The organism is Kibdelosporangium banguiense (genome assembly GCF_017876405.1).
Classification (GTDB): domain Bacteria; phylum Actinomycetota; class Actinomycetes; order Mycobacteriales; family Pseudonocardiaceae; genus Kibdelosporangium; species Kibdelosporangium banguiense.
Genome location: NZ_JAGINW010000001.1, coordinates 5666250 through 5684904, shown reverse-complemented (window position 1 = coordinate 5684904; position 18655 = coordinate 5666250). Strand labels below are relative to the sequence as shown.

Sequence of the window (18655 nt, the reverse complement as noted above, 5' to 3'; positions counted from 1 at the left end):
CCGTCCCCGGCCTACCTGGCGGGCGGGATGTTGTAGTTCAGCCGGAACAGGTTCTCCGGGTCGTAGCGGGACTTCAGCTCCGTCAGACGCCGGTAGTCCTGGTCGTTGTAGACCGCGCGCACGTCGTCCGGAGAGGCGTCGCCGTAGGTGAAGTTCAGGCCACAGCCGATCGACCACGGCGCCATCGCGTTGGCCAGGTCTGCGTGAGCAGAGACCGCCGTCGGCAGGTCCACCGGCCCGATCCGGCTCAGCGCGCCCAGAGCGTACGCCGCGTCCCGATGGTTCACCGCGTTGGGTACCTCGGGTTCACGGCCGTAGGCGCCGCCCATGTGCCGCAGTTCCAGGATGAACTTGTGCTGCGCGCCCGGACCTGCGTTCTCCAGGAGCGTCTGGATCGCCTTGTCGTCCAAATCGGACAGCATCGCGTTCGTGCCGTGGTACGGCATCGGGTCGGTCGGATCGTTGTAGATCGTCCCCGCCTCGGTGTACGGCATCTCCCGCAGCCCTTCCATAAGACGCGATCCTGCCGTGAGAAGCGGTGCGACGAGCTTCTCGCCAGTGGCGGCGTCGCCCAGGAAGGCGATACGGATGTGCACGACGTGCTTTCCGCGCAACGGTTCCGGGATCGGCGGAATGTCCGGGAACGGCACCACACCCAGCGAGGAGGTCATCTCGTCGGGCAGGTCGTCGGTCCACCGGCGCCACGCCGGGACCACGTCGCCGGCAATCGAGCCGTCGAAGAACAGGCCACCACCATAGAGTTGGTCCACCTCGACCAGATCGACCTCGGCGGCGGTGGCGATGCCGAAGTTGTCCCGCCCGCCACGCAACGCCCAGAACAGATCCGGGTCATTGTCGACAGTCACGTGCCGGTACCGGCCGTCCGCGGTCACCACGTCGATCTGGCGCACGTGGTCTGCGGCGTAGCCGTACTTCCTGCCCATCAAGCTCATGCCACCGGCGAGCGTGTACGCCATGGCCCCGACGTTCGGCGCGCTGCCCGAAAGTGGCGCAAGGCCGTGCGGCGCAGTCGCTTCGACCACCTGTGCCCATCGCACGCCTGCCTCGAACCGGACAGTGCGCTTGCGCGGGTGCACCTCGATCGCGTTCATCCGAGAGGTGTTCACCAGCAGGCCACCACGCAAAGTCGAGAAAGCGTGCCCGGTGCCTTGCACCGCGACCGGGAGGCTGTTGTCCACTGCGAACCGCACAGCCGCACGCACGTCGTTCGGTCCGGTGGCACCGACTACGACATCCGGTTCACGCGGGAATGCCGTCTGCATACCCGCGGTTTCCTGCTCGTATCCCTTGTCGCCAGGCTTCAGCACGGGCCCGGCGATGTTCCGGGCCAACTCGCTGACGTCGAGTGTCATTTCGGTGCCCCCTTCTGTTGTCCTGAATGGTCGCTTCGGGGCAGTAGGGCCACCGCGGCGATCGCCACCGCGATCAGCGCCAGACCCGCCACCCACAGCGCGTTGTGCAGTCCGTCGACGAACTGGATGCCTTGCTCCGGAGGAAGCTTGCCTCCGGCGCCACCGTGCGACAGCCCGGCGTAGACCAACGCTCCGAGCACGGCCACGCCGAACACCTGGCCGATCTGACGCAGGGCGTTGACGATCGCCGACGCCATCCCGGCGCGTTCGGCCGCGACCGCGGACATCGCGATCGTGGTCGTCACCGTCCCGCACAACCCGATACCAACGCCGAGTGCGACGAACTGCCACCACATCTCGCCGATGCCACTTTTGTTGTCCAGCACCAACAGCGCCAGCGTGGCGGCACCGGACAGCAGGAGACCGAAGACCATCGGGCCGCGCTCGCCCACCCGCTCGACGAGTTTCCCGGTGAGCGCCGCCGCGATGGCCAGCGAAACACCGAGAATCGCGATGTTCAGACCGGCCGATACCGGCGACTCGCCGCGAACCTGCTGGAAGAAGGCGCTGAGGTAGACGATCACACCGATGAACCCGAAGAACACCACAAACGCGGCGGCGTTGGCGACGGCGAACCCGCGGTAGGCGAACAACTTCACGTCCACCAGCGGTTCGCGTTTCCGCCGTTCCCACAGCACGAATCCGGCCAGCGCGGCCACACCGGCCACGAAGCACCCGATCACGAGCGGCGCGTCCCAACCGGCCGCCTGTCCTTCGATCACACCGAGCACGAGCAGCGCAATGGACACAGTGGACAGCACCGCACCCCACCAGTCGAATCCGGCCTCGGCGGGCACGCGTGGCAGCTTCGGCACCGATTTCGCGGCCACCAGCAACAGGATCAAGGCCAGCGGGACGTTGAACAGGAACACCCAGCGCCACCCGGCGGCATGCACCAGCACCCCACCGAGCACCGGTCCCAACGCCATGGCCAGACCAGAACTGGTGGACCACAGGCCGATCGCCACCGCACGTCTGCGCTCGTCCTCGAAGGTGGCACGGATGATGGTCAGGCTGCCCGGCACCAGCAAAGCCGGGCCGATTCCCTGCAGCACCCGGCCAAGCAGCAGCACAGGCACCGACGATGCCAGGCCGGTCAGCAGCGACCCACCGGCGAACAACCCGATGCCCAGCAGGAACAACCCTTTCCGACCATAACGGTCACCCAGCGTGCCACCCGCCACCAGCAAAGTCGCGTAGACAAGCACGTAGGCGTCGACGATCCATTCCAGGTCGGTGGCATTGGCCTGTACTGCCTGGCCGATCGCGGGCAACGCCACGCTGACCACGGTCGTGGACATCACGGCCAGGAAAAGCCCGCCCGACACCACTGCAAGAGACGCCCACGCCCCAGGAGCCACGCCGGCTGTCTGCGGGCGGGAGTCGGTGCTGGTCATCGTCACCTCCAGGAATGTCCTTCTAGGGGGAGTTACCCACAGTCGACCGGCCGGACACGTCAAGCGCCGCAATGATCCGGTCCGCCGCGGCCTCCGGTGTCGCCGGGCCGTAGTTGTCGATCACGAGATCGGGCCCCTGTGGGAACTCCGCCAGCGTGTCCATGCCGACAACGTCCTGCTCAGCGGTCTCGTACAGTTCGGTCCGGCAGCCCCGATCGCGTAGTTGCGCAACCGGGACCCGCAACCACACCTCGATGTAGCCGGGGATGGCACGCCGGTTCCATTCGTGCACCTCGTGGAACAGCGAGACGGTCGCGCAAATGACGAGGTGTCCCTGTTCGGCCAGTTCACGGGCGAGGCGGGCGTAGTACCGGGCGAGCTTGAGCCGTTCGTCCCGGCTGTATCCAGGGGTGTACGGCAGCATGGCGCGCAGCGCGTCGCCGTCCAGCAACACCGGTAGTTGTCCCATTGCCAACAAGCGATCACGCACATGTGCGGCCACTGTGCTCTTACCGGCACCGGCCAAGCCCGTGATCCACACAACGCCCGCCGTCATGACGCCCGCACCGCGATGTCGTCCAGTGCTCGCGCGATGTCCAAGCCGACCTCCAGGTCGGACGGATGATCGAACTCGCACCACGGGTCGGCGACCGGGATCGCGGTCACCGGCACCAGTCGTTCGGCCACCAGGTGGCGCAGCAGCCCGGTCATGTCGAGGGCGGGATCCACACCTGCCGATTCGACAGCCGCCCACGCCTGCGGTGTCCAACGCACCAAGCCGATGTACTGCCCGCGTACGTCCGCCGTGGTCCGAGGCTTGCCACCGATGTCCACCACAAACCCGGAATCGTCGAGCGCGAACGTTTCCGCGTCGCCGAGTGGCTGGCTGAAACGCTTGCGCCACAACGATTCCCAGTCCGGGTCGTAGGCGATGGCCAGCGGCACGTCCTGCGCGGCGAGCGCCGACGCGGTGGCCGCGCCGTAGATGATGTCGCCGTAACCGGCCAGCAGCGGCTCGTCGAGCAGCCATTCCCTCGCAGTGGCAAGCGATCCGACCATGGTCGTGCTCGCCCACCGCGAGTTGTGGAACGTCGGCAGACCGGTTGCCCGGACGGCCTCGCTGTGCCAGCCGGTCACCACGCCCACCTCACGAGCCCCGGCCGCCCGCAACGCGGCGACCTGACGCTCCAGCAGCGTGCTTCCGGCCAGCTCCACCAGGCATTTCGGCCGATCGGTGGTGAACGGCCCGAGGCGCGAGCCCCGGCCCGCGGCCAGTACCAGTCCTCTCATGGGAATCCTCCGAAGAAGTCGCGGTAGGTGGCTATGTCCACGCCGGCGAACGGTTCCTCCCGCTCGGGGTGCCACATCATCCCGGCGACGGCGGCGTCCCGGTGGCGCACCGCTTCCACCACGTCACCGCACATCCCGGTGACCTCGAGCTGGGACGGGGCAACAACCGGCGCGAGCTGGTGGTAGCTGTTCACCTCACGCACGCCTTCCCGGCCACGCACGTCGTGCCGCGTGGCAACGTGTCCGTCCACCGATGTCAGGGCCCCACCGAGGACATGAACCAGCAGTTGCATGCCCCGGCAGACGCCCAGCAACGGCGTCCGCGTGGCCAGTGCCCAGTTGAGCAGTCCGGTTTCGGTCTCGTCCCGAAGCGGGAACGGTCCGCCGTACGCCACGAGGTCGTCCCCACCGGTCAACAGAATGCCTTGCACACCAACGGTTTCAGCGATGTTCACGGCCAGGTCGGGCACGTTCGGCAGCGGAACGGGAGTTATCCCGCACGCTGCCAGGAACCGCGGCCAGCGCACGTCCAGCGCGTCGCGCGACTCGCCGTGCTCGGTCAGCGGCAGGCACCGCTGCGAGACCCCGATGATCATGTCAGTACGGCGACCAGTTCGCTCGCCGCGTCGATGTCCAGGCCGGCGACCTTCGTCCATCTCCGGAACTGCGACTCACCCACACCGATCACCGCGGGCACACCGGTTTCCAGTGCACGCAACGCCATGTGCGAGTTGACTCCGCCGAACGCGGTGACCAGCCCGGCGATGCCCCGGGCGAACAGCCAGTCGTAGCCGGGATCGGCGCTGGCGATCAGGGCGATCGCGCCCTCCGGCGGGTCACCGGCGTCGATGTCCGCCACCGGGCCGACCGCCCGGCCCCGGGTGACGAAGTTCGGCCGGGTGTCCTGCGAACGGAAGCTCCAGACGTCGGCGGGCCTGGTGACCAACGGCGGCAACGACACCAGCTGGCCCAGATCGTGCCGTTCCCGGCTATGCTCGATCGCCCGGCACAGGAACTCCCTGTCATCACACGGGTTGCCGGTCAGCGCGGTCACTGCCTGGATATCCACAAAGGACATGTCGGCGGCGTCGAGACCGCATTGCTCACCCAGCTGTCGCACAGCCACAAGCACATCGCTGAGTACCCGGGTGAACTCGAACTTCGCCTGTTCCCGGCCACGGATGGCACTGCCGGCGAACTCCAGCAGCTCGTCGGCGCCGAACGACAGCCCGGCGGCCCGGATCAGCTGCTCGATCTCCAGGCGTTGCACGCCGGTGAGCCGGAACTCCGGTGCCGGCTCGACATCCTCGCGCGGCGCGGACCAGTCGAAGTAGACCTCCGGCTGCTCGTCGTACCGGGGCGACAGGATGTCGTAGGTTCCCGGCCGCAAGTGCCCGTACCGCTTGAGGAACGCGTCCCGGTCCAGGGTGGCGAAGCTGCGCCGCAGTTCGCTGGAGACCAGGTCGAGGCTCGCGATGAACGCAGCCTTGTCGGCCGGTTGCAGCACGCCCTCGGTCACCAGGTCGTCCAGCAGTTCGGTGGCGACGAACGCGGCACGGGCCAGACCGGCGAACGGCAGCGTGCCGAACTGCACGCATCGGGTCACCAACTGGGCCACCCCGGCGGCACCGGAGAAGGCGGGGCCCGAGTCCAGGCCACGCAACTGGTCCAGGTCGCGCCAGACCAGGTCACCCATCACCAGCCGGTCGGTCAGCGCACGCAACGTATCGGTGAACGCAGACCGTTCGGCAGTGTCGAGCACATCCAGCGACGCCATCCGAGTGTCGGTGCGCAGCCCGTGCGCGGATACCACTACCTGGGATTCAAGCTTGTCGTGCAAGTGCGGATTCGCCGCAAGGGTGTCCACTGCGTGGTCCACCAGTTTGTGCGCCACCGCATCCGGGACGCCCGCAGGCAGCAGCGATGCCGCGCTCGCCCGCACGTCGATGTACGGCAGGCCGGCGAAATCCACCAGCAGCGGTGTTCCGCACAGGTCCCGGTATCCGTACCGCTTGCGGGCCTGGGCCCACGTCAGATCGGTGATCAGGCTGCGGTAGAGCGAGAGCGCCAGCGGACGCGGATGCAGGCCGATCATCTCGGCCGGGTTCCAGTCCGGCATCACGCCATAGATCGCCCGTCTGCCAGGGACTTCCGGATCCGGCTGTTGGCCCGCGGCAACGGCCTGGGCGACGGCATCGAGCGCGTTGTGGTGCTGTGCTTCCGGAATCCGGGCACCGCCGACCACCAACGGCCGTACCTGCAACAGGATCAGCTCATCGTCGTCGGACACCGCGAACTCGATGTCGAGTGCCGAGATCGCGGTCAACGCGCGTAACTCGGCGAGCAGCGCGAGCACACCCGCGATCGGCGCGGACGGCGGACGGGCGGCCGAGGAGTACCTGGCGCCGTACCAGGTGTGCAGCTTTCCTTCCGCGCCACTGGTCACGGCGTCCGTGGCGGCACTCTCGACCCAGTTGACCACGTAGTACGGCGCCCCGGTGCTCGGATGGCACGAGCACGCGACCCCGCTCATCCACGAGTCGCGCAACTGTGGCTGCACAAGCACTTGGTCGTCCGGTCCAGGTCCGCCGTAGGACGAGAACACGTCGTCGATCGCACGGGCCAGCTCGTCGCGCCCACGTAATCCCTGTAACGACAGGAACTGGCCGGCCATGGACTCCGAGAAGGAGTCCTCGGCCGCGGCGCTGCTGCGCACGATCAACGGGCCGCCGGCCCAGTCCTGTGCGGTGATCCGGTCCAGTTCACGGTCCCGGTGGCACTGCCAGTCCGGCAGGGCCACCAGGTGAAGGGGCAGCACCCGCGCCTTGGTCACCGCGGAGGACAGCCTGGCGAGCGATTCCGCCTTGGTGCCCAGCCGGATGGTGCCCGACGGGGTCGTGTTCACCGCGCATTCCTCCCGCGCAGCCGGGCCACCCACATCTTGGTGACATACGGGACATCCACGTGGTCGCGTCGCTCGGCGCCGACCAGCCCGCGAATCCCGGCCAGCACGTCGTCGAACTTCTCGCCGGCCTGCTGGCCCAGGGTGGAGTGCGAGGACCAGGCGTCGCACCAGACGTCGCTGGACACCTGGCGGGTCATCCGGCCGGAGATCACCACAGGTGTCTCGAACAGGCCGCTGGCCTCGATCGCAGGTGTCTGGTCGGCCCGCCGCGTGCCGTAGTCGTAACCGGGGATGTGCTGCTTGATCAGGTCCTCGATCCGTGCCTGGAACGGCTCCTCGAGGTCCCGGTGGTTCCAGCAGCAGGCGAACCAGCCGCCGGGCTTCAGGATCCGCGCGGTCTCACGCAGCGCGGCGGGCCGGTCGGTGCGGTCGAACGACGAGCCGAACGTCACCAGCGGGTAGGTATCCCCGGGCCGCCCGGTCGCCTCGCCGAAGCCCTCGAACCATTGCACGCCAGCCATACCCTGCGTCCGGCCTTCGCCGACCTCACGCATCGCCTGGGTAGGCTCGACCGCGTCCACACGCAATCCGTTCTCCAGCAACGGAATCGTCAGGTGCGCGGACCCGGCGCCGACGTCGCACACCAGATCGCCGGGAGCCACACCAGCGACAGCCAGCGTCGCAGTGATCACTTCGGACACATAGTCCGGCCGCGAGGCATAGTCCGCGGCATAGGGCGTGTAGTCGAACTGAGTAGTGACAGTCATGGTTTCTCCCTTGTCAGACAGCGGCCACGGCTTGGTCGACGGCCACGTGATACCCGAACCGCGCTGCGGTGGCGGCCAGTGGTGCGTCAGCGAAGACTTCCGCGATGCCCGGCTGGTCGATCCATTCACGCCACTCGCCTATCGCACCGCGCCGCATGATCCGGGCGGAGCTGGTCCGGGCATCACCGGAGCTCTCGACCACGCGGTCCTCGTGGGCCCGCATAGCTTCGAACGAGCTCTGATGCGTGGCTTCGGCGATACGTTCGACGCTCGCGGTGATGCCGAACGCGGCCAGCATCGCGGTCACGGCGGCAATCGGTTCGGTCTTCAGGTCCTCGAAACGAACCACGGCGAACCGGCGGAACTGTGCCGCGGCGGCGAGCCAGTGTTCATGGAAGGCGGTCCACCCGGCGACCGGCGTACGGCCGTCGCCGATCCGCGTGCCGCCCAGGTAGTCGGCGAAAGTGCTCTTGCCCTTCACGTTCTCCTCGTCCTGCCACCACGACTCGGAGAAACCGCGGAACCACTTGTAGCCCGAGTAGATGGTGTCCCTGGGATCACGCACCAGCAGCAGCACACCGCCGAGCGGAACGCCGTCGAAGACCTCCGGATACAGGTGGGTCTTGACCAACCGCCGGGCCGAGTCCCCAGCAGGCGCACCGGTCTGGTCGCGATCCGCGGTGGCCGCCATCCGTTGCCGGTAGCCGGCGTGGTTCTCCGCGGGTGCCGCCGAGCCGTCCTCGGCCAGCACCTCGGTGTACGGGTCCAGATAGTCCAGCCCCAGTTCCTGCACGATGTTGCCGACCAGCGCGTTGCCGGCGCCGGGGTCACCGGCCACCACCACGTCACGCTCGCCGAGCAGCCGGGCGTTGTGCCGGTGCAACCGCACCGGGTCCCATCCGGCGACTGGGTCGTTGTTCATCGCCGTCTCCTCTTGCTCCAGTGGGTTCGCTCAGCGGATGAAAGCCTTGGCCCGCATGAGGAACCCGGCCAGGTAGTCGTCGTGTGGCAAGCCGGGGGCGATCCGGTGGGTCGGGTGCCCGCCCAGGTGCACGTTCGAGATACCCGGCTCGGCCAGCAAGGCGTCGACCAGGTGCTCGTCGTCGGTGAAAGCCGTCAGCACCAACGAATCCCGAAGTGGTGCGACGCCATCGGCTTGCTGCCAGGGCGCGACCCAGACAGACGGGAAGGGCAGCTCCACACCGGCCCGGTCGTCGGCCCGGTCCAACAGGTGCACCGCGGGTCCGAGCACTGCGCTGCCGTCGCCGAGGTCGTGTACCACCTCGCCGAGCAGCGATCTGGCTCCGGCCGCGCGGTCAAGCAGATGCTTGGCCATCTGGGTGGCGACTTCCAGTGGCTGCACCGGAAGCACTGCCTTCTCGTCCTCAGGTGGCAGGAAAGGCAACTGCCCCAGGCGATCCGCGATCGCCTCGGCGACCGCGGCCGGATCGTTCTCAACGAGCACGGCTGTGGTGTTCACGCAGCCTGTGCCGCCGTGCCCGGCGATCGACTCGGTGATGACCGGCAGGTGTTCCCGCCAGTCGTCGCCGGTCACCAGGATTTTCGTCCGGCCCGGTCCCTGGGGCAGCACAGCCGGATCGTCCTGGTACCGGGCCACCACATCGGCCCCGCCGTACACCATGCCGAGATCCGTCCCGCCCATCAAGGCGTCCACGCCATCGTGATCAGTGGGCAGCAACACAACGTGATCGTCGGCGAACCCGGCCGCACGCAAAGCAGTGATCAGCCTGTGCGGCGTGAACGGCTCACGGCGCGACGGGCGCACCGCCACGCGGTACCCCAAGGCCAGCGCCTCGGGCCACAGGCTATGCGTGCCAGGGTGATTCCCTGCCGACTGCACGGCGAACACCTCACCACGCCTGGTCCACAGCCCGCTTCCCTTGCGGGTCAACGGATCACGCCAGTCGTAGACGGCTCCCTGGGGCCGGGCCTGTTGCACACTCAGGTGGGCCCGTGCGACCCGATGGGCCACATTTCCGCGTGCCGTACGGACAACCGAAATCGGCATCCCGGCCACACGACTGACTATGCGGTCGTACTCCTGCGGCGACTGGCCGTTCAGCGTCGCGTTCTCAAACAGCTCACCGGCCTTGACCAGCGCGGCAGCTCGTTCGTCCGCAGTCAGTGGACGCGCGGCGCGCAACGCCGACAGCGCTCGGCTGACGAACACCGGCGGTACCAGGCTCAGTTCGGCTGCCGGGGCACCGGTGACTTCCGTCAGCGCCATTCGGCGCTTGGTGCGATAAGGCCCTCGCGGTCCGAGGGCGTCCAGAACCAGAGTCACGTCAGTACACACCCTCGATGACGTCCTGTTCCTCGAATTTGGCCACCGGGCCGACATCGCTCACCGAATCACCCAGTTCGGCCGGCACACGCACTGCCATGTCCCGCTCCACGTTGTTGGGCAACAGGAACGACCTGCTCACGTGCGTGGTCACCACCTGGCCGCGCTCACCGGGCTCCACCGGCCGGCGGGTCTCCGGGTCGAGCACCGCGAAGGTGTTCCACGGCCAGAACGGGTCGAACACAGGTGCGCCGGCAGCTCGGCGCTGCGAGGCGAACCCCAGTGTCAACGTGTTGCCGAAGTGTCCGAAGAGGACTGTTTCGGGGAAGACCTCGTCGCGATACAGCTCGTAGGAGTCCTGGTCCAGTTGCGTTCCACCCCACCGGATCGCACGGACCTTGGTGTTCACCAGCTCCACCAGCTCGTCGCTGGCGGCCAGGCGTTGCAGTAGCGGCGGGGTCGCGACCAGCACGGCGACATCCTGCGTACGCAGCACATGCGCGGCCTGTTCGACCAAGTGCTCGCTGTAGGCGTCGGCCTCGTCCTTACGACCGGCGGCGATCAGGCTCTTGACCCAGCGTGGATCGAGGTCGACCGAGAAGCAGAGCCCGCCACGCCCCAGTGCCGCCCGCCGGATCAGCTCACCGACCACGTGCGGCCCGGTGGGAGTAACCGCCAGCCAGTCCGTGCCTCGCGGCACGTCATGCGCGTCCATGTGCGCGTCGTCCCAGGCGAGCAGCCTGTCAAGCCAGTCCCGCAACAACACGACCCGCTTGGGGGCACCGGTTGTACCGCCGCTTTCGAACACGCCGATCGCGCCGGGGTCGGCGCCGTAGCCGCGTGGAATGAGATCGCGTGCCGGCGCTTCCCGCAGCTCAGCGGCTATGTCAGGGAAGCGCCGCAGATCGGCGTACGTGGTGATGTCCGCCCGCGGGTCGAAGTCGAGCGTACGGGCGCGGCGCAGCCAGAAGGGCGAACCGGTCTCGGGGTCGAAGTGCCACGCCATCGCCGCCCGTACGAGCTCGTCCGGATCGGGATGCCCGGCGGTCAGTACGGCCGTTGTCGACGGCATAGCGAAACCTCCTGGGAATAATTGCGTGGGATGCCATTCATGACGGCTGCGTCATTTGCCGTTCTCCCGACGTTAACCAGAAACCCGAAATGCGGGAAGCGTCAAAGCGGGAGGCGGTCCGGCGGCTGTCCAACCGGGCGGGTTCCGCAGTTGGACAGCGCGTTCCAGCACAAATGCGGAGGAGTGATCAACCCATCTTTGGGGTAACGCTCAAGTAAGCAGTGTGTGAACGCAGACCGAACAGGGCGATAACGGACATTCTGGGAGGAGACGGCATTGGGGACTCCATCCGGGGCGCGCGGAACCGAACACGGGGCTGACGCAGTCGATGAATGGCATGCAGGACCGGTGGTGCGTGTTCCTATCGCGTCGTTACGCGAGGCTCATTCGCCACGGATCGACGGTGAGGACCCGGATCACGTCCGGGCATTGGCCGAGACCACGGAGAAGCTGCCCCCGATCGTCGTGCACAAACCCACCATGCGGATCATCGACGGGATGCACCGGCTGCGCGCGGCGCAGCTGTGCGGCCACGAGGAGATCGAGGCACGGTTCTTCGGCGGCACCGAGGACGAGGCATTCCTGCTGGCCGTGCGGGCGAACATCGTGCACGGCCTGCCTCTGTCGCTGGCGGATCGCAAAACCGCGGCAGCGAACCTGCTGGCCGCCAACCCGCAGTGGTCCGACCGGATGATCGCGAGCAAGACCGGGCTGGCAGCCAAAACCGTGGGCGCCCTGCGTGGCTACGCGTCCGGCGAGGGTTCCAGCCGGATCGGCCGTGACGGCCGGGTCCGGCCGGTGAGCGCCAACGAGGGCCGCCAGATCGCCAGCGAGTTATTCAGCCGCGACCCGGCCTTGTCGTTACGCAAGGTGGCCCGGGCAGCGGGGATCTCACCGGAGACGGCCAGAGACGTCCGCCGCCGGCTCGACCGCGGCGAGGACACTGTGACGCCCCAATCAGCGACGCCCCCGTCAGCGCCTCAGCCGAGATCGCCCAGCCCGGCCGAAGCCGAGGACCCCGGCCCGAGTCTGCAGTCGGCCCTTTACCGGCTGCGCACCGATCCCTCGCTGCGGCTGACCGAGTCCGGCCGCGCGTTACTGCAAATTCTGGGTGCGAACTCGTCACTGAACGGACCCAGACTGCAGTCTATTTTAGACAATGTGCCCGAGCATTGCCGGGATATCGTCGCGAAAGCCGCCAAGGAGTGCGCCCAGGTGTGGCATTCGGTGGCCGGACGACTGGACCCCTGAAATTACCGTCACACCGTTTCGATAACCCTACCGGCGACACGTCATTCCAGCAATTCCCGCATCCGATCGGCGAGGATGTCCACGCCGTCGCGGGTAAGGATCGATTCGGCATGAAACTGCAGCGAGGAAAATCGCGGACCGCGCAACGCGTGTACCTCCCCGGTATGCGGATCACGGCAGACCTCGACTCCCCCGATACCGGGGCAGTCCACTTTGTCCTGACCTGACCGGGCGGCGAAGGTGTTGTAGAAGCCGGCCACGCGCTGCCTGCCGAACAGGTCGATCGTGCGCTGCGCGCCCTGGTTGGGGACGTCCCGGCGGACCAGGTCCAGCCCGAGCCGCACACACAGGGCCTGATGGCTCAGGCATACCGCGAGAAACGGAGTGCCGCGCTCCAGCAAGGTGTCCACCGCCTGCCGCAGGTGGGCGATCTTGGGATGACCACCGTCGCGCGGATCGCCCGGACCAGGGCCCAGGACCACGACGTCGTAGCCGTCGAACCGGTAGCTCTCGTCGAACCTGCGGACGGTGACGTCCAGCCCCAGTGACCGCAGCTGGTGGCCGATCATCAGGGTGAACGTGTCCTCGGCATCGATCACCAGCACACGGCGGCTGGCCAGTGCGTCCACCTGCGTGGGCTCGCCGCTCGCATCTGCCAGCCAGTAGCGGGCGACGGTCTGGTTGCGGGCCGCGAGAGCGTCGAGCACTCCCGGGTCCTGGCCGAACCTGCCGCCCGCGTCCAGGGCGTTGATCAGACCGGCGGCTTTGGCACGCGTCTCGGCTACCTCCGCGTCCGGGTCAGAGTGGCGCACGAGCGTCGCGCCCGTTCCGATGGCGATCCGGCCAGCGCGGTCGATGTCGGCGGTTCGGATGAGGATCGACGAGTCGAGCGTGCGCCTGCCCTGCTCGTCGCGGCCGATGAGAGCGAGCACGCCGCTGTAGTAGCCGCGGCCGTGTGGCTCGTACTCGGCGATCACCCGGCACGCGCTCTCCAGCGGGCTGCCGGTGACCGCGGGTGAGAACAGCGTCTGCCGCAGCACGTCACGCGGATCGCGGAAGCTGTCGCCCTCGATGAAGTACTCGGTGTGCGCCACCTTTGTCATCTCGCGCAAGTACGGGCCACTGACCCGGCCACCTGCGTCGCAGATGCCGCCCATCATCTTGAGTTCCTCGTCGAGCACCATGTACAGCTCGTCGGTCTCCTTGTCGTCAGCGAGAAAGTCCATCACCTCCGCGCGGTCCGGACCACCGGCGGGATAACGGTAGGTGCCGCTGATGGGAGTCATCACCGCCTTGCCGTCGAGCAGGCTCACGTGCCGTTCAGGCGTGGCGCCGACGAAGGTGTGCTCGCCGGTGTGTACGACGAAGGTCCAGTACGCGCCGGACTCGTGGTCCAGCAGCCTGCGGAACACCGAAAGCGCGCCGTCCGGCTGACAGCCCTGCAACTGCGCCACGTATGACCGCTTCACCACGAAGTTCGCCCCGACCCCGGCACCGATCTCGGCATCGACGATCCGGCGGACGATATCGGCGTACTCCTCGTCACTGACGTCGAAGTGCCCGTCCCGCACCGGAGTCGGCGCGTCCGGCAGCTTGGCCAGCACTTCCACAGTGGACACTTGAGCGTGTTCGGTGACAGTCATCGCCAGCAGCGGCGTGCCGTCGTCCACGCAGTCGTAGCCACGTTCGGCGATCTGCCGGTATGGCACGACCGCGAGGACGTCTGGACCGGAAACGTTGTCCCGCAAGGGGATGTCAGCCAGCGCACCGGGGGTGGACACGTCGCCGACCAGCACGTCGAGCACGCCGCGGGTGCCCGAGTCCGGGCGGTGCAGCAACGCGAACGACGGTGGGTCGGCCGCCAGGATCCGCTCCAGCAGTGCGGTCACGCCGTCATCTCCTTCGTCGTCTTCACCACCGCACACCGTTGCGCCGCATAGCTCACTGCCATCCGATGGTGATCGGCAGAGAAGTCCGCCACCGCGTCGGCCACGAGGAAGGTCTCGATGTCGTTGCTGAACGCCTCCACGGCCGTCATCAGCACACCGACATGTGCGTACACACCGCAGACCACCAACTGGTTCCGCCCGGCCCATCGCATCCGCTGCAACAGATCAGAGTGGACGAAGGCGCTGTACCGCCACTTGGTGAGCATCCAGTCCCCCGGCTGCTCGGCCAGTGGTTCGACCAGCTGCCGGTCGGCCGGGTCGACTCGCATTCCCGGGCCCCAGAAGTCCTTGAGCAGCCCGCGTTGCTCGCTGTCCATGCCGCCAGGCTGTGCGCTGTAACACACCTGCATGCCATGGCCGCGGGCGAACTCGACCAGCCGCGAGCAGTTGGCGACCAGTGGTTCTGCGACCACGCCGGGAAACGGGCGCATGAAGTAGCGCTGCATGTCGTGGATCAGCAGCACCGCACGGCCTGGATCGAGATCCCAGCCGGCGATGTTGTCCGGCAGCTCCCCCGCTGTCGGCAGGCAGTAGGGCTCGATCGTTGCCAGCCCTGGCATGTCGTCCTCCTCTCGGGTCAGCCGGTCCAGGCCGAGACGACCCGCAGGGCCTGTCCCGGATTGAGCCTGGGATCACAGAGGCTCGTGTACTTGTCGCCGACCTGGCCCACGTCGGTCTCGCAGGCGACGCACTCGGTCACGTCCTCGGTCGCGGTCTCCAGGTGCAGCCCGCCTGCCACGGCTCCGGCCCGGCTGACCGCTTCCTGGAACGCCGCGGTCTCCTCCACGATCGTGTCGACGAACCGGGTCTTGAGGCCCTCCGGCGACACGGTTGTGTTGGCGTGCATCGGATCACACAGCCAGATGACCGGGTATCCGGCTTCCCGGACCGCGGCGGCCAACGGAGGCAACACGTCGCCCACCGCGTCGGCACCCATTCGGGCGATCAGGGTCAGCCGGCCTGGCTCTTGCGCCGGGTCCAGCCGGGCACAGATCGCGAGCACCTCCTCAGGCGTAGCGGTCGGCCCGACCTTGCAGGCCACCGGGTTCAGCACCTTGGCGAGCAGATCCATGTGCGCGCCGTCGGCATGCCGAGTGCGTTCACCGATCCACGGCCAGTGCGTGGATGTCAGCAACAGCCGGCCGTCATCCTGTTCGCGCACCATGGGAATCTCGTAGTCGAGCAGCAACGCCTCATGGCTGGTCCAGACCGGCAGGTCGCCGGCCAGTGGCGTCGGCCGGTCGGTCCACCCGAGGTGAGCCATCACACGCCGGGCGGCGTCGTACCCGGTGATGAGCCGGTCCGGGTCGGGTCTGCGGGCCCGCAGGTCGGGCTCGGGGCCGTTGACCATGTGCCCGCGGTAGACCGGCAGCTCGCGATCCCCCACCTGCTGAGTGGGTTTGGAGCGCGGTTTGCCGAACTGGCCTGCCATTCGGCCGGTGGCCACGACCGGGCGTCGCGCGATCATCCGCAGCACTCCGGCAAGCATCTCGATCAGCCCGACGCGGCGGGCGACACCCGTGGCGTTCGCGTCCGCCGGGTCCTCAGCACAGTCACCGGCCTGGATCACCTTGGCGCGACCGGCCGCGACCTGCGCCAGATCACGCCGTAACAACTCGACATCCGCCAGGGTCACCAGCGGCGGGCTGGCGCCGAGCTGGTGACGCACATCCCGGACGTGCTGGGGGTCGTCCCACGGCGGTTGCAGCTTGGCCTCGACGGCCGGATTGAGATTGGACATGTTCTCCTCCAATGCAATCCTCGAAAACTAACGACGGCGCGTGGATCACGTCAACGGCGTGAAAACCACGTCCAACCGGTGCGGGTACACAGTTGGACGATCAGGCTTTGACACGCTTGCCGGACGATAAGGCTTGCCGTACAACGAAAGATACCTGGACAAGTGTATTCCGAAAAGGACGGAGCTGGGAAGGATGACCAGTACCACCAAGGGTTTCGGCACCGACGTGGAACTGCGCGAACGCAACCGGGCCGTGGTCGAGGCGTACCTGGACCAGATCGCCGGACAGAAGCGGCTGACCCGGCACGAGTTGTTCGCCGAGGACGGCAGCGCGGGCCTGTGGACCACCGAGACCGGTGAGCCGATCGTGATCAGCGGGATCGACAAGCTGGCCAAGCACGCGGTGTGGTCACTGGAAAGCCTGCCGGACTGGCGCTGGTACAACATCGAGGTCTTCGAGACCCAGGACCCCGGCCGCTTCTGGGTGGAGTGCGACGGTGAAGGCAAGATCATCTTCCCGGGCCACCCGGTCGGCCACTATCGCAACCACTTCCTGCACTACTTCCGGTTGGAGGACGGCAAGATCAAAGAACAGCGGGAGTACATGAACCCGGTGATGCAGATGCGCGCACTGGGCCTCGACATACCGAAGGTCCAGCGCGGCGAGATCCCGGCGGACAAGTGACATGTACATCACTGTGGCGTGGTGGCAGCTCGACGGGTCCGGGCAGACCGTGGACTCCCTGCACGACCAGTTACGCACGGAAGGCGTGCAGGCGTGGCGGGACGTACCGGAACTGTGTTTGAAGCTGTGGATCGCCGACCGTGACGCCAATCGTTGGGGCGCGGTGATGGTATGGGACAGCGAGCCCGACGGCCCGCTGCCACCCAACCGGGCGGCCGAGCTGATCGGCCGCCCGCCGGCCGAACGCCAATCCTTCACAGTGGCCGAAGCGGTTGTGAATCCCCTTCTGGCAAGGAGTCTCGGATGACCGGCTATGCGATCGCGGACGTGTTCACCGAGGAGCCGTTGCAGGGCAACCCGGTGGCGGTGTTCCTCGACGCGACGGGCATCCCGGCCGACGGCATGCAGCGGATCGCCCGCGAGATGAACCTCTCAGAGACCACATTCGTGCTGCCGCCCGAGAACGACGGCGACGCGCGAGTACGGATCTTCACCCCGGTCAACGAGTTGCCGTTCGCCGGCCATCCCCTGCTGGGGACCGCGGCCGTGCTGGGTGCGGGCAGGTCGTCACTGCGACTGGAAACCGCGATGGGCACGATCCCGTTCACCTTGGACCACAACGGTTCTGCTTCATCGGCCACCATGTGCCAGCCAGTACCGACCTGGGAACCCTACGAGCACACCGAGCATCTGTTGTCCGCGCTGGGACTGTCCGAATCGACACTCCCTGTGGACATCTACCGCAACGGTCCCAGGCACGTGTTCGTCGGCCTGGCAAGTGTCGCCGCACTCTCGGCGGTCCGGCCGGACCAGCGTGCCCTGGCCGAGCACTTGGACGTGGCCGTGAACTGCTTCGCACCTGCTGAAGGCCATTGGCGGGCAAGGATGTTCTCTCCCGCCTACGGCGTGGCCGAGGACGCGGCGACCGGTTCGGCCGCCGGACCGCTCGCGGTGCACCTGTTGCGGCACAACCAGATCGGTTACGGCGACCAGGTGGACATCTGGCAGGGCGTGGAAATGGGCCGGCCCTCGTTGATGCGGGCCAGGGTGACCGGCTCGGCCGGCCGGTTCGGCCTGATCGAGGTCGCCGGCTCGGCGGTGGTGGTGGCCCGCGGCGAATTCGCCCCGAACGGAGGACTGCCATGGGCGTGAACACAGCATTCAGTCCGGTGGGCGCCGAGTTCCGGCACCCGGCGGCCGATCCGATCACCTTGCTGCGCGACTGGCTGACCACGGCCGGCGAGCGAGGTGTCCAGGAACCGGGCGCGATAGCGCTCGCCACGGTCGCCGCGGACGGCAAGCCGTCCAGCCGGATGATCCAGACACTGCGGGTGAGCGACCGCGGCCTGGTCTTCACCAGCCACTCGGTCAGCCCCAAGGGCCGGGACATCGCGGCCACCGGCCGGGCGTCCGGCGTGTTGTACTGGCGCGAGACCAACCAACAGGTCACCGTGTCCGGCCGGGTCGAGCAGCTGCCGGCGCAGGAGGCCGACACGATCTGGTACGCCAGGCCGGTCAGCACCCACCCGATGTCGGTTGCCGCACACCAAAGTGAGCCACTGATCGACGAGGACGCGTTGCGGGCCAAGGCCGAACAGCTCGGCGCCGCCGGCAAGCCGTTACCTCGTCCGGAGACGTGGGTGGCCTACGAGCTCGTGCCCGACACGTTGGAGTTCTGGCAGAGCACACCGGACCGGCTCTACCAACGCCTGCGTTACGACCGTTCGGCGGAGGGGTGGTCGGCCGTTCGCCTGCAACCCTGAGAGAGGTGAGGTCCGGGCCGGACGCGGGTACACGTTCTGTGTGAGATGCCCCCAATGTGGCATTGGGGGCAAACGTACTGAGTCACCGTTACTGGAG

The 18655-nt window shown here is 67.6% G+C and carries 18 protein-coding genes; 5 read left to right on the top strand and 13 right to left on the bottom strand.

The window, feature by feature from the left end; translation table 11 throughout:
* Positions 1–11: 11 nt before the first annotated feature.
* The 10 genes from JOF56_RS26790 to JOF56_RS26745 are packed head-to-tail and all read right to left on the bottom strand — an operon-like array spanning position 12 to position 11169.
* Positions 12–1373 carry an FAD-binding oxidoreductase gene (locus JOF56_RS26790; RefSeq protein ID WP_209642265.1) on the bottom strand — a complete coding sequence of 454 codons (1362 nt, stop codon included), beginning with the start codon at positions 1371–1373 and terminating at the stop codon, positions 12–14.
* Complete coding sequence (locus JOF56_RS26785; protein WP_209642264.1) at positions 1370–2830, bottom strand: MFS transporter; 1461 nt, start codon at positions 2828–2830, stop codon at positions 1370–1372. The genes JOF56_RS26790 and JOF56_RS26785 overlap by 4 nt, the downstream gene beginning before the upstream one ends.
* Before the next feature lie 22 nt (positions 2831–2852).
* Positions 2853–3386, bottom strand: coding sequence for an adenylyl-sulfate kinase (locus JOF56_RS26780; protein ID WP_209642263.1), 534 nt, complete (start codon positions 3384–3386; stop codon positions 2853–2855).
* On the bottom strand, positions 3383–4120 hold the full coding sequence (locus tag JOF56_RS26775) for a phosphocholine cytidylyltransferase family protein (RefSeq protein ID WP_209642262.1): 738 nt from the start codon (positions 4118–4120) through the stop codon (positions 3383–3385). Before JOF56_RS26775 ends, JOF56_RS26780 begins: the two co-directional genes overlap by 4 nt.
* Positions 4117–4716, bottom strand: a complete 600-nt coding sequence (locus tag JOF56_RS26770; RefSeq protein ID WP_209642261.1) for a gamma-glutamyl-gamma-aminobutyrate hydrolase family protein — start codon at positions 4714–4716, stop codon at positions 4117–4119. Before JOF56_RS26770 ends, JOF56_RS26775 begins: the two co-directional genes overlap by 4 nt.
* Positions 4713–7025: a PEP/pyruvate-binding domain-containing protein gene (locus tag JOF56_RS26765; RefSeq protein WP_209642260.1), complete on the bottom strand. Its 2313-nt coding sequence runs from the start codon at positions 7023–7025 to the stop codon at positions 4713–4715. Before JOF56_RS26765 ends, JOF56_RS26770 begins: the two co-directional genes overlap by 4 nt.
* The gene (locus tag JOF56_RS26760; protein WP_209642259.1) at positions 7022–7792 is read right to left on the bottom strand and encodes a class I SAM-dependent methyltransferase; all 771 of its coding nucleotides are present in this window, start codon (positions 7790–7792) and stop codon (positions 7022–7024) included. The genes JOF56_RS26765 and JOF56_RS26760 overlap by 4 nt, the downstream gene beginning before the upstream one ends.
* 13 nt (positions 7793–7805) lie before the next feature.
* The gene (locus JOF56_RS26755) at positions 7806–8714 is read right to left on the bottom strand and encodes a sulfotransferase domain-containing protein (protein WP_209642258.1); all 909 of its coding nucleotides are present in this window, start codon (positions 8712–8714) and stop codon (positions 7806–7808) included.
* A 30-nt stretch (positions 8715–8744) separates the two neighbouring features.
* The gene (locus JOF56_RS26750) at positions 8745–10097 is read right to left on the bottom strand and encodes an aldehyde dehydrogenase family protein (RefSeq protein WP_307855273.1); all 1353 of its coding nucleotides are present in this window, start codon (positions 10095–10097) and stop codon (positions 8745–8747) included.
* Between the two features lies 1 nt (position 10098).
* The gene (locus tag JOF56_RS26745) at positions 10099–11169 is read right to left on the bottom strand and encodes a phenylacetate--CoA ligase family protein (protein WP_209642257.1); all 1071 of its coding nucleotides are present in this window, start codon (positions 11167–11169) and stop codon (positions 10099–10101) included.
* A gap of 276 nt (positions 11170–11445) precedes the next feature.
* Here JOF56_RS26745 and JOF56_RS26740 point away from each other — a divergent pair, with 276 nt between their 5' ends.
* Entirely contained in the window at positions 11446–12420 is a 975-nt protein-coding gene (locus JOF56_RS26740; RefSeq protein ID WP_209642256.1) for a ParB/RepB/Spo0J family partition protein, read from the top strand.
* A 41-nt stretch (positions 12421–12461) separates the two neighbouring features.
* Here the strand turns inward: JOF56_RS26740 and JOF56_RS26735 are convergent, their stop codons facing one another.
* Genes JOF56_RS26735 through JOF56_RS26725 form a run of 3 tightly spaced genes read right to left on the bottom strand, consistent with a single transcriptional unit; the run spans position 12462 to position 16110 of the window.
* Positions 12462–14309, bottom strand: coding sequence for an anthranilate synthase family protein (locus JOF56_RS26735; protein ID WP_307855271.1), 1848 nt, complete (start codon positions 14307–14309; stop codon positions 12462–12464).
* Entirely contained in the window at positions 14306–14929 is a 624-nt protein-coding gene (locus tag JOF56_RS26730) for an isochorismatase family protein (protein ID WP_209642255.1), read from the bottom strand. Before JOF56_RS26730 ends, JOF56_RS26735 begins: the two co-directional genes overlap by 4 nt.
* A gap of 17 nt (positions 14930–14946) precedes the next feature.
* Positions 14947–16110 carry a 3-deoxy-7-phosphoheptulonate synthase gene (locus JOF56_RS26725; RefSeq protein ID WP_209642254.1) on the bottom strand — a complete coding sequence of 388 codons (1164 nt, stop codon included), beginning with the start codon at positions 16108–16110 and terminating at the stop codon, positions 14947–14949.
* Between the two features lie 193 nt (positions 16111–16303).
* Between JOF56_RS26725 and JOF56_RS26720 the strand changes: the two genes are divergently transcribed.
* The 4 genes from JOF56_RS26720 to phzG are packed head-to-tail and all read left to right on the top strand — an operon-like array spanning position 16304 to position 18558.
* Entirely contained in the window at positions 16304–16795 is a 492-nt protein-coding gene (locus JOF56_RS26720; RefSeq protein ID WP_209642253.1) for a PhzA/PhzB family protein, read from the top strand.
* Position 16796: 1 nt separating this feature from the next.
* Positions 16797–17102 (top strand): hypothetical protein, encoded by a 306-nt coding sequence (locus JOF56_RS26715; protein WP_209642252.1) that lies wholly within the window; start codon positions 16797–16799, stop codon positions 17100–17102.
* Complete coding sequence (locus JOF56_RS26710) at positions 17099–17947, top strand: PhzF family phenazine biosynthesis protein (RefSeq protein WP_209642251.1); 849 nt, start codon at positions 17099–17101, stop codon at positions 17945–17947. The genes JOF56_RS26715 and JOF56_RS26710 overlap by 4 nt, the downstream gene beginning before the upstream one ends.
* The gene (phzG, locus tag JOF56_RS26705) at positions 17944–18558 is read left to right on the top strand and encodes a phenazine biosynthesis FMN-dependent oxidase PhzG (protein WP_307855270.1); all 615 of its coding nucleotides are present in this window, start codon (positions 17944–17946) and stop codon (positions 18556–18558) included. The genes JOF56_RS26710 and phzG overlap by 4 nt, the downstream gene beginning before the upstream one ends.
* Positions 18559–18655: the final 97 nt, after the last annotated feature.